The 11,643-nt window shown below is 61.0% G+C and carries 9 protein-coding genes; all 9 read left to right on the top strand.

Annotated features, from left to right (window positions below):
• On the top strand, positions 1 to 1,504 hold a 1,504-nt coding region (locus E4Q23_RS04515; RefSeq protein WP_169065521.1), incomplete at its 5' end, for a phosphate acyltransferase.
• Positions 1,505 to 1,754: 250 nt separating this feature from the next.
• Entirely contained in the window at positions 1,755 to 2,912 is a 1,158-nt protein-coding gene (pbpG, locus tag E4Q23_RS04510) for a D-alanyl-D-alanine endopeptidase (RefSeq protein WP_169065520.1), read from the top strand.
• Between the two features lie 271 nt (positions 2,913 to 3,183).
• Positions 3,184 to 3,654: a hypothetical protein gene (locus E4Q23_RS04505; RefSeq protein ID WP_248595236.1), complete on the top strand. Its 471-nt coding sequence runs from the start codon at positions 3,184 to 3,186 to the stop codon at positions 3,652 to 3,654.
• The gene (locus E4Q23_RS04500) at positions 3,620 to 4,840 is read left to right on the top strand and encodes a hypothetical protein (protein WP_169065519.1); all 1,221 of its coding nucleotides are present in this window, start codon (positions 3,620 to 3,622) and stop codon (positions 4,838 to 4,840) included. Before E4Q23_RS04505 ends, E4Q23_RS04500 begins: the two co-directional genes overlap by 35 nt.
• A gap of 78 nt (positions 4,841 to 4,918) precedes the next feature.
• Positions 4,919 to 7,711 (top strand): bifunctional diguanylate cyclase/phosphodiesterase, encoded by a 2,793-nt coding sequence (locus tag E4Q23_RS04495; protein ID WP_169065518.1) that lies wholly within the window; start codon positions 4,919 to 4,921, stop codon positions 7,709 to 7,711.
• Between the two features lie 121 nt (positions 7,712 to 7,832).
• Positions 7,833 to 9,095 carry a glutamyl-tRNA reductase gene (gene hemA, locus E4Q23_RS04490; RefSeq protein WP_169065517.1) on the top strand — a complete coding sequence of 421 codons (1,263 nt, stop codon included), beginning with the start codon at positions 7,833 to 7,835 and terminating at the stop codon, positions 9,093 to 9,095.
• A gap of 80 nt (positions 9,096 to 9,175) precedes the next feature.
• Positions 9,176 to 10,258 carry a peptide chain release factor 1 gene (gene prfA / locus E4Q23_RS04485; RefSeq protein WP_169065516.1) on the top strand — a complete coding sequence of 361 codons (1,083 nt, stop codon included), beginning with the start codon at positions 9,176 to 9,178 and terminating at the stop codon, positions 10,256 to 10,258.
• 84 nt (positions 10,259 to 10,342) lie between these two features.
• Entirely contained in the window at positions 10,343 to 11,167 is an 825-nt protein-coding gene (gene prmC / locus E4Q23_RS04480) for a peptide chain release factor N(5)-glutamine methyltransferase (RefSeq protein WP_169065515.1), read from the top strand.
• A gap of 74 nt (positions 11,168 to 11,241) precedes the next feature.
• The gene (gene grxD, locus E4Q23_RS04475) at positions 11,242 to 11,565 is read left to right on the top strand and encodes a Grx4 family monothiol glutaredoxin (RefSeq protein ID WP_169065514.1); all 324 of its coding nucleotides are present in this window, start codon (positions 11,242 to 11,244) and stop codon (positions 11,563 to 11,565) included.
• Positions 11,566 to 11,643 lie beyond the last annotated feature (78 nt).

The raw sequence follows: 11,643 nt of genomic DNA, 5'->3' as shown, positions 1-11,643 counted from the left end.
GTCGGCCGGTGGCGTCCTGAAGAAGGAGATGGTGGNNANGNCGCCTTCGCCGTTGATCATGGCGCTGGCCAACCCCAATCCGGAGATTCTCCCGGAGGATGTCAAGTCCGTGCGCAGCGATGCGATCATGGCCACCGGGCGCTCGGACTATCCCAACCAGGTGAATAACGTCCTCTGCTTCCCGTTCATTTTCCGGGGCGCCCTTGACGTCGGAGCGACAACCATCACCGAAGCGATGAAGCTGGCAGCGGTCAGGGCCATCGCCGAACTGGCGCGTGCCGAGCAGTCCGAGGTGGCGCTCAAGGCGTACGGCGAGAAGGTCACCAACTTCGGCCCCGAGTACCTGATTCCGAATCCCTTCGATCCGCGCCTGATCAGCAAGATTGCACCGGCAGTTGCCGAGGCGGCCATGGCATCAGGGGTGGCTACGAGACCGATCAGGGACCTGGAGGTGTACCAGGACAGCCTTGACGAGTTTGTCTATCACTCCGGCCTGATCATGAAGCCGGTATTTTCGCAGGCCAGGCAGGCGCCGCGACGTATCGTCTTTGCTGAAGGCAGTGACGACCGCGTGCTGCGCGCGGTGCAGGTGATCGTCGACGAAGGCATCGCCAGACCGATTCTCATCGGCCATCCGGGTGATATCGCCGGCAAGCTTGAGGCCGCGAACCTGCGCGTTCGTCCGGGAATCGACTTCGAGGTCATTTGTGCCGGCCATAACAATTTCTTTGACGATCATTTCGAAACTTACTGGCGAGAGTATCGACGGCTGATGGAGCGCAAGGGGGTTTCGATAGATTTCGCCAAGCGTGAGGTGCGCCGTCGGCCATCGCTTTTCGGCGCGCTGATGGTCCGCATGGGCGACGCCGACGGCCTGATCTGCGGCACCTCTGGTCGTCACCGCAATCACCGCGAGCACGTCGAGAACGTTATTGGTCTGGCGCCGGGGGTGAAGAGTCTGTACGCGATGAGCGTGCTGCTGCTGCCTGATCGCACCCTGTTCATCGCCGATACCTATATCAACTACGAGCCAACGGCGGAACAACTGGTGGATATGACGCTGCTCGCTGCCGACACGGTTCGCCGTTTCGGTGTGACCCCGCGCGTGGCGCTCCTTTCGCATTCGTCTTTTGGTTCGGAGAATACGCCGACGGCCTTGAAGATGCGTGACACGCTGCGCCTGCTGAAGGAGCGCGCGCCACGTCTGGAGGCCGAGGGCGAGATGCACGGTGACGCCGCCATCGATGATGAAATCCGCCAGCGCGTGTTTCCGAGTGACGCGCGCTTGAAAGGGCAGGCCAATCTGTTGATAATGCCGACCCTCGATGCGGCCAACATCTCGTTCAACCTTCTCAAGGTCGCCTCTGGTGACAACGTCACCATCGGGCCGATCCTGCTCGGAACTGCGCAGCCGGCGCATATCCTGACGCCGACGGCAACGGTACGCCGCTTGGTCAACATGACTGCTCTGGCGGTTGTCGACCGGCTGATGAGCGAGCGCTGAGCGTCGGGCGCGGTCGTACTTCGACCCGCGGCCTGCTGTTCAAGAAATCCGATGCCGCCGCGCCGAGCGATCTCGCTTGACGCGGCGGCAGGGTGAGTGGAGAAGGCGTAAACGTCTGCCTTGAACTCCGAAGACTTGATGTGCTACATTACTTAGTCTGTCTATCCCCTTATTTTCTCAGCTGTTGCTTCGTGGGTGATGGGCTGTGCGGGAATTGTTGCCAATTATCGGATCATGCAGGAGGCTTGCGATGCGGACGATGCTGAGAGCAGTAGTGCTGTGGGGCGTGCTGGTGGTGGGTGCCGGATTGGCCTCAATGGAGGTGGTGCACGCGGCAGATAAGGCTGGCAGCAAGAGCGAAGTGCAGAAAAGCAAAGCCCCGACGACGCAAAAGGCCAAGGCGCGACCGGTAAGCAAGCAGAGTTCGAGCAAGAGTGTCGCGCAGCAAGGCAAGGCAGTACCGCCGGTGTCGAAGGCCAAATCCACCCGTGTGGCCAAGGCCAAATCGACAGGCGTGGCCAAGGCCAAATCGACAGGCGTGGCCAAGGCAAGTACGTCGGCTGCCCGGGCGGGAAACAGCAAGTCTTCGCGCGCAGAGCAGAGACCGGAAAACGGAGCGCCGTCGATGGCGTGGCATGGGCAGGAGCACCTCGCGGTCCAGTCAGGCTCGGCGCTGGTAATCGCTCAGGACGGCGGTGAGGCTCTGTACGAGAAGAACGCCAGGGTCGTCGTGCCGATCGCTTCGATCACGAAACTCATGACGGCGATGGTCGTACTTGACTCGATGCCTAACCTGCAGGCACCGATTACCATTACCGACGACGATGTCGACTACGTGAAAGGGAGTCGATCACGCTTGCAGGTGGGCTCTGTCCTCACCCGTGAAATGGCGCTTTTGCTGGCGCTGATGTCTTCCGAAAATCGCGCCGCAAACGCCCTTGGACGTCACTATCCGGGCGGCTTGGGGGCCTTCGTTGTGGCGATGAATCGCAAGGCAGCGTCGCTGGGAATGAGCAGGTCGCATTTCGCGGATCCCACCGGCCTGACCAGCAATAACGTGTCGACTGCACACGATTTGGCACGAATGGTTGCCGCCGCGTATCGCTACCCCTTGATTCGCGAGTTTTCGACGACCTCCGGTGTCACCGCCGAAGTAAAAGGGCGTGACCTCGAATATCGCAATACCAATCAACTGGTCAAGAGCCCGACTTGGGAAATCGGCCTGTCGAAGACCGGCTATATTCAGGAAGCGGGCAAGTGCCTGGTCATGCAGGCGCGCGTCGCCGATCGACCGGTGGTGATCGTACTGCTTGATTCGTCTGGCAAGCAGACTCGTATCGGTGATGCGAATCGTATCAAGCGCTGGATGGAGAGCGCGTCGGCAGCGGGCAAAGCAACGCCCGCGTGACTTGCAACAGCGGTCGACAGCCACGGTGCGCCGTGGCTTTTTTTTTTGTCGATGGGGCACCGATCAGGCGTTGTTTCTGCGATCATTCCCGACCCGTGCCGGAGGGGTGAGGGTTTCGTGCAGGGGTCGCGCTTCAGGGCTGCTGTCAGGCGCTGAGTTGGGAGTCCGGCTGTGGTCGCAGCGGTGGCTTGGCTGCCGCTTGCGAAAACGACCCTCCGGCATTCGCTGATGCGCGAAAACTTGCGTTGCTTGTCTGGTAGGATGCGCCGTGATGGAAAAGCTTCTTACCATTAAATTCGTGACTTGGATTGGCCGGGCACTATTGCTCTGCCTGCTGGCGGCCGCTCTGCCTGCCGGGAAAGCGCAGGCCCAGCCAGCCGAGCCGGAGATGGTTGCCATCACCCATCCGGCGACCAGCGAACAAGCGATTCCGCGAGCGACCTTGCGCGCAATCTTTGGCATGCTGCTGCAGAAATGGCCGAACAACACCGCGGTTAGGGTCTTTGTTTTGCGGGATGACGCGCCCGAGCATGCCACTTTCAGCAAGAGTGTGCTGCAGGTGTTTCCCCACCAGTTGCGATTGGCATGGGACCGACAGGTTTTTTCGGGTCAGGGACAATACCCCGAACAGCTTGCGTCGACCCAGGAGATTCTGTCTCGGGTGGCGTCCACCCCAGGCGCAATGGGTTACGTCAAGGCGAGCGAGGTTGATCACAATGTCCGTGTACTCCAAGTTCGCTAGGGCCGCCTCTGGCATGGCCATGGTCGCGGTGCTTTCGCTATCGCCAGGGGGCGCACGGGCCATCGATTTTCTGGACGGCGATCTGCAGTTGCATGGCTTCTTTTCGCTGACCTTGGTGAACACCTCGGACAACAACTTCTTCGGGCAAAGCGACGACCAGATCAGCAGTGAGTATAGTGAGGTCGGGGCGAATGCTTCGTGGCGGCTGACGCCCGACGTTCAACTGTCTGCCCAGTTGCTTTCGCACCGGGCCGGCGGCACTGATGATGGTGGCGTGCGCCTCGATTATGGTCTGCTCGACTGGACCATGGCCTCCAGTGAGGAGGGGCGGAGCGGCGTGCGCGTGGGGAGGATCAAGACGGCCTACGGTTTGTACAACAAGACGCGCGACGTTCCTTTTACCCGGCCGAGCATCATCCTGCCACAATCGATCTACTTCGATCGAACACGCAACTTGACGGTTTCAGCCGACGGTGGGGAGGTCTACCTCGAGCGCTACTATGAAGCCGGTTCGCTTTCGGGCAGCCTCGCTCTCGGGCAACCGCAGACCGACACCGATGCTGCCACAGTCGCCCTCGTCGGCCTGAACCCGCCTGGTCACCTCGATGCGAAGTTGGCACCCGATTTCCAGGTCATGTATGAGGGTTCCGGCGGCAGGTATCGCCTGGGGTTCACCGCCCTGCATCTCGATCTGCGCTACAAGCCGGGCTACGCTGACCGCCTCGGCGCAGGCCGTTTCAAGCTGACGCCACTGATCTTTTCAGCGCAGTACAACGCCGAGAACTGGAGCCTGACGAGTGAGTACGCGAGTCGTCGAATCTCGGTCAAGGATTTTGGCCCGTTCTTCTACAACGGGGATGCGCTTGGCGAGAGTTACTATCTGCAGGCTACCTACCGATTGGCGCCGAAGTGGGAAGCACTCCTGCGCTACGATGTGTACTATGCCGACAAGGGCGATCGCAATGGCCAGGACTTTGCGGCTGCTACCGGTATGCCGGGTTTTACGCGCTATGCCAAAGACTGGACCCTTGGCGTCCGCTTCGACGTCACGCCGCAGTTCATGCTCCGTGCGGAAGCGCATCAGGTTGACGGCACCGGCTTTCTGGCGGTGCAGGACAATCCCAATGCGCAGGCTCTCCGTCGTTACTGGGACAGCTTCATGCTCCTCGGCTCGTTCCGTTTCTAGCCTCTGCAGATGCCAGCCCGTCCACCGCCGACGAAAGTGCGCAGCACCTTCGGCTTCCTCAGTCTGAGGTGGAAGATCTTGTTGATCCTGGGAGGGGTGATGCTGTCGGTCAACGGTGCGCTGTCGTGGCTTCACTTCCATGACCTGACGACGCGCTTCGAAGTGCAGCGGACGGCGACCAGAGAACGCCTGGTCGAACAGGCCTTTGCATTGCGTACCGACTTCGGACTTCGCTTGCAGGCGCTGGCCGGCATGCTGGCCGCTCTGGACTCGGTCGGCGTCGGTCTTTTTCAGACGCCAGCAGGCAATGCCCTACTGCGACAGCACTTCGACAGCTACTGGTCAGTGCTGCAACTCGATCTTGGGCTGGACTCGCTGCAGGTTTACGGGCCAAGTGGTCCCCCCGTGGCGAGCTGGCGCACCAATGCACTTGTCGAGGTGAAGCAGGACGCCCAGGTTCGCGACGTCATCGTGCAGGAGCGGGCGATGCACTGGACGCGCTGTGAGCAACTGTGCACGCAGTTTGCTGCGGCACCGATCCTCGTGGCCGGTCGCGTTGCCGGAGCGGTGCTCTTGGGTACTTCTCTGGCCGACGTGGTGGTCTCTTTCCACCGCTTGTCCGGCGCTGATCTTGGCGTTCTTGTTCCGGTCGCCATGCCGGCAGGCAACAATGCCCTGTCTGCTCTGGGCATGCAGGTGATCGGTTTGAGCAATGCCGAGCGCAACCTGCCCTTGTTGCAGCAGCTGACGGCGCTGCCGCTGCTGCGTGGTGAGAGCGCATGGCGCAAGCTGTTGTACGGTGGCCGAGAGTTCGAATTGTCGTTTCTGGCACTTGACGCCCGCGATGACGCGCAGTCGTCAGCGCTGCTGGTGGTGGTCGACGATCTCACCCAGGCGCGTGCCGATATTGACAAGTCGGTCCTGGACCGCTTGCTGGGCGAGTTGGCGGCTTCGTTCTTCTCGCTGTTGTTGTTGGCGCTGCTGGTACACGCGCCCCTGCAACGCATGACCCGGGCGGTGCGTGCGATTCCATTGCTCGGGCTTAGCGCTTTTCCCGAGGTGCGGGAGAGGATTGCGCCGCGCGCTCGGCGTTTGGTCGATGACGAGATCGACAGCCTCGACAAGGCAGCGATTGACCTGTCGCATCGGCTGGAAAACCTAGAGAAAGACGTCGCGGCCCATTTGCAGGATATCTCGATCGAGCGGGATTTCAGCAAGCTTCTGCTCGATACCGCGCACGTGATTATCCTGACGCAGTCCACCGATGGCGAGATTCTTACGCTGAACCCCCACGGACAAAAAATGTCCGGGTGGCGGGAGGAGGATCTGCCAGGCAAGCGCTTTTCCGAACTGGTGCGCCCGGATGGTTCCTCGGAACTGGCGATCGCGCAGGCCGTCCAGGAAATTGCCGCCGGCGAACGTCAGCACGTGCAGCTGGAATCGATTCTGGCTAGTTCGAACGGCCAATCCTACGAGATTACCTGGAACCACTCACGCCTTGTCGGGGCAAGCGGTGTGGTGATGATCCTCTCGGTCGGAATCGACCACACGAAGCGCAAGATCGCCGAGTCCCAACGCAAGCTCGCCGAGTCGCGTGTCAAGGATTTGCGCGAGCGCGATCCCTTGACCGGCCTGGTGAATCGCCAGCATTTCCAGGATCAACTCGAGCAGGCGCTGGCCAGCGCCCGCCATTCGGCGCGCGACGGGGCGCTGCTCTATCTCGATCTCGACGGCTTCAAGTACGTGAACGATCTGAACGGACACCAGGCAGGTGATGAGCTCTTGCGGAAGGTTGCCGACGAAGTCGGCCATGTGGTGGCGCGCGGAGGTGATCTGCTCGGCCGCCTGGGCGGTGATGAACTGGGCATCCTGCTGCACGTATGCGATCATGACGGCGCCATCCAGGTGGCCGAGAAGATCAACAAGCGACTCGCCGAGATCAAGTTTCCCGGCCTGGGAGCGAGCCATCGTGTCTCGGCCAGCATCGGCATCGTCGTTTTTTCCGAGGCTACGATGGACGTCAAGCAACTTCTCGCCAATGCCGATATCGCGATGTATCAGGCCAAGTCCAAGGGCGGCGCTGGCTGGCACCTCTATTCAGACGGGGAGGGCGTACAGGAGAAGATGCAGAGCCGTCTGCACTGGGAGGAGATGATCAATCGCTCACTGGGCGATCGCGGATTCATCGTGCATTACCAGCCGATCCTGGATATTCGCGCTCGCCAGGTCAGCCACTACGAGGCTCTGGTACGCATGCGGGCAGAAGATGGCTCGCCGATTCCGCCTGGGATGTTCATGGAAGTCGCCGAGAACAGCGGGCTGATACGCGAAATCGATCGCTATGTGATCCATGATGTTTTCGGCAAGATGTTGAGCCTGTTTGCGGTCGGAAAATACTACAAATTCTCGATCAACCTGTCGGGCATCAGCATCAATGATCCGCGCTTGCTGTCGTTCATTAGCGATGAGCTCTCGCGTAGCGCCTTGCTGCCCAGCCATGTAGTCTTTGAAATCACCGAAACCGCGGCGGTATCAGACTTCTCCAAAGCACGCGCCTTCATGAACGCCGTACGAGAACTCGGCTGCGCGTTTTCGCTCGACGACTTTGGCGTCGGCTTTTCTTCGTTCAACTACGTCAAGCAGTTGCCTGTGGACTACGTCAAGATCGATGGCTCCTTTGTCCGCACCCTGGTCGATAGCCCCGATGATCAGGTCTTCGTACGGGCGCTCGCCGAGGTCGCGCGCGGCTTTGGCAAGAAGACGGTGGCCGAGTTCGTGGAAGACGAGCGCGCACTGAACATGTTGCGCACCTTCGGGGTGGACTACGCGCAAGGCTACTTCATCGGCAAGCCTGGTCCGGAGATTACCTGAGCAGCGAGCTTGCACAGGGTTCGGCACGCTTCGGCACAATCCCACGCTCGGGGAGGCGTTCGGCGGCGGTGCTATAATCGCCTGCTGACTTGCCACTCCTATTGCCTACCGTCCCCCAAGCATGGCGCTGTTCACCCTTGGTATCAACCACCACACAGCACCACTCTCGGTTCGCGAGCAGATGGCGTTTCATGCCGAAAGCCTGCCCCGGGCCCTGGCTGACCTGGCGCACTGCAAAGCGGTCCACGAGGCGGCGATCTTGTCGACCTGCAATCGTACCGAGTTGTACGTTGCGAGCGATGTCTCTGACGCGGCGACGCAGTGGCTCGCCGACTACCATCGTTTGGCGCGCCATGAGATCGCGCCTTACCTCTACACCTATCCCGAGCGCGACGCCGTACGGCATGTCTTTCGAGTCGCCAGTGGGCTGGATTCGATGGTTCTCGGCGAGCCGCAGATTCTCGGCCAGATGAAGGAAGCGGTACGCGTTGCCGAGGAGGCCGGCACTCTTGGTACGACGCTGCACAAACTCTTTCAGCACTCCTTCGCGGTGGCCAAGGAAGTGCGGTCGACGACGGCGATCGGGACGAATGTGGTCTCTATGGCCGCTGCCGCCGTGCGCTTGGGTGAGCGGATCTTCGAACGTATCGCCGATCAGAAGATCCTCTTCATCGGCGCCGGTGAGATGATCGAACTGTGCGCCACGCATTTCTCGGCACAGCGCCCGAAGCAGGTGGTCATCGCCAACCGGACGGTCGAGCGCGGCCTGGTGCTGGCCAATCGTCTGGGCGGGACGGCGATCAGGCTGGAGGACATCGCTGAGCGCTTGTCGCAGTTCGACATTGTCGTTTCGTGCACCGCTAGTCCGCTGCCGATCCTCGGCTTGGGCATGGTCGAGCGGGCGATCAAAATTCGCCGTCATCGCCCGATGTTCATGGTCGACCTGGCTGTTCCGCGCGATATCGAGGTCGAGGTTGGTGAAATGGACGACGTTTTCTTGTATACGGTCGATGATCTGGCGCAGGTCGTTGAATCGGGTATCGAGTCGCGCCAGGCAGCGGTGGTGGACGCGGAGTCGATCATTGGCGAACGCGTTGAGGGCTTCCTGCGCTGGCTGACCACGCGTGCTACAGTGCCGCTCATTCGTTCGCTGCGGGATGCTGCCGACCGTGCGCGTCGCCACGAGATGGAGCACGCGCTGAAACTGCTGGACAAAGGCGAAGACCCGGCCCGCGTCCTCGAGCGTTTCTCGCATCGTCTGACCAACAAGTTTCTGCATGCGCCAACGCAGGCCTTGAACCAGGCCAGCGCTGACCAGGGCGAGTTGCAGACGCTGGTCGGACGCTTGTTCCATCTCCATCCGGATTCCCGCTTCGGCGAGTAGCCGACTTCGGCAACCAACGCCAGACCGCTGGATTCCCTGGAATCCTTTTCGTAGCGTGGCGCGCTTTAAGCGACCTTCTCATGAACCAGAGCATTCGCGACAAACTTGAACACCTGACTGGTCGCCTCGACGAACTTGGCCGCATGTTGGCCAGCAGCGAAGCAACCCAAGACATGGACGACTTCCGCAAGCTGTCGTGCGAGTACGCCGAAATTGGCCCGGTGGTCGCTCTTTACCAGACCTGGCGACAAGCCGAGGGCGAACTGTCGTCGGCGATCGAGATGCTCGCCGATCCGGAAATGAAGGAATTGGCCGAAGCAGAAGTGGCCACGGTTAGGGCGCGCCTGCCGCAGATCGAAGAAGACCTGCAGAAACTGCTGCTGCCCAAGGACGCCAAGGACGATCGCAACGTCTTTCTCGAGCTGCGCGCGGGCACCGGTGGCGAAGAATCCGCACTCTTTGCCGGCAACCTCTTCCGCATGTACACGCGCTACGCCGAACGCCAGCGCTGGCAGGTCGAAGTCATTTCGGCCAGCGTTTCGGACCTCGGTGGCTACCGCGAGGTGATCGCGCGAATCATCGGTAACGGCGTTTACTCGCGCTTCAAGTTTGAGTCCGGTGCGCATCGCGTGCAGCGCGTCCCGGACACCGAAACGCAGGGGCGCATTCACACTTCCGCCTGTACCGTGGCGGTGATGCCCGAGGCCGATGCTCTGGAGGAAGTACAGATCAACCCGGCTGATATTCGCGTCGACACCTACCGCGCGTCGGGTGCCGGCGGACAGCACATCAACAAGACGGATTCGGCGGTCCGGATTACTCACCTGCCGACGGGGATCGTCGTCGAATGCCAGGATGATCGTTCGCAACACAAGAACAAGGCCCAGGCCTTATCGGTCCTGGCGGCACGCATCAGGGACGTGCAGGAGCGTGAGCAGCACGCGAACATGGCGTCGACGCGCCGGGATCTGATCGGCAGCGGTGACCGCTCGGAGCGAATTCGCACCTACAATTTCCCGCAGGGTCGAGTCACCGACCACCGCATCAACCTGACCCTGTACAAGATCGAAGCGATCATGGACGGCGACCTGGACGAATTGCTGGCTGCGCTTGCGGCAGAGTATCAGGCAGATCAGCTGGCGATGCTCGCCGAGAGCGAGTGAGACGCTTGGCCGCAGCGAAGAGTGGAAAATGCGCGGGCGGTGGTTGCTCACCACTTCGTCGCTACGGCTCGACCCCCGATCGCGATGACGCTTGACGCTGCGTGGCGCTTGGCTTGCCAGCGCATTGCTCGCCTCGATGCGCGCCTGCTGCTTGAGCACGTAACGGCCTGTACACACGCCGATCTGATCGCCCACCCGAGGCGGATGCTCTCCGCAGAGCAGCTGGCGAGGCTTGATGCCTTGCTCAGTCGCCGTGCTGAAGGTGAGCCACTGGCCTATCTTCTTGGCAGCGCGGGTTTCTACGGCCTGGAGTTTGTCGTCACCCCAGCGGTGCTGATTCCGCGTCCGGAGACGGAACTCCTGATCGATGTGGCAATCGAATCTCTGCAGTCCTGGCCCCGCGCGCAGATACTTGATCTCGGCACCGGCTCCGGAGTTCTTGCGGTGACTCTGGCTCGGCTATGCCGGGGGGCGTCGGTTACGGCGGTCGATTTTTCATCGGCAGCACTTGCCGTTGCCCGCGGCAATGCTGCACGGCACGCGGTGGAGGTCAGTTTTCTACTGGGTGATTGGTATGCGCCGCTCGGAGAAAGTCGTTTCGATCTGATCGTCGCCAACCCGCCCTATGTCGCGTACGCGGATCCGCACCTGCAGCACAGTGGTTTGCCTTTCGAACCACGCATGGCGCTTACGGACGGGGTGGTCGGTGGTGACGGCCTGGCTTGCCTGCGTGCGATTATCGGCGGCGCGGCAGCGCATCTGCGGCCAGGTGGTTGCGTGCTGGTTGAGCACGGCTACGACCAGGCCGCTGCGGTACGGCAGCTGTTGGCTGAGCAAAGGCTGGTCAAGCTCGATTCGTGGCGTGATCTGGCGGGGATTGAGCGCGTTAGTGGTGGCCAACTCGATTGACGCTGGGTGCCGCCAGCCGGTACACTGCTCTGTTGATTGTTTTTCATAACGACTAGTCACTAAGAGGTTTTACGATGGATGCGCAGCAATTGATCAAAGAACAGGTAACCAGCAACCCCGTGGTCCTCTACATGAAGGGGACGCCGCAGGCGCCGCAATGTGGCTTCTCGTCGGTAACGGTGCAAATCCTCAAGGCCTGCGGAGTGTCCAGCTACCTCAGCGTGAACGTACTCGAGAACCCGGAAATCCGTAGCGGTATCAAGTCCTACGCCAACTGGCCAACGATTCCGCAGCTCTACGTGCGCGGCGAGTTTGTCGGCGGCAGCGACATCATGCGTGAGATGTACGAAGACGGTGAGTTACAGAAGCTTCTTGAAGGTCTGGTTGATCCGGCCTGATCACCAAGGCTTCTAGTCGCTCGGGCGGCGCGCGCCGCCAAGGTGCTGCGCACGCCAGGCCACCGTAGCGCGTCGCTG

The sequence above is a fragment of the Candidatus Accumulibacter phosphatis genome, from assembly GCF_012939955.1.
GTDB lineage: Bacteria > Pseudomonadota > Gammaproteobacteria > Burkholderiales > Rhodocyclaceae > Accumulibacter > Accumulibacter delftensis.
Note: the sequence above shows the minus strand (reverse complement) of the source record. Positions and strands in the feature narration are given on the sequence as shown.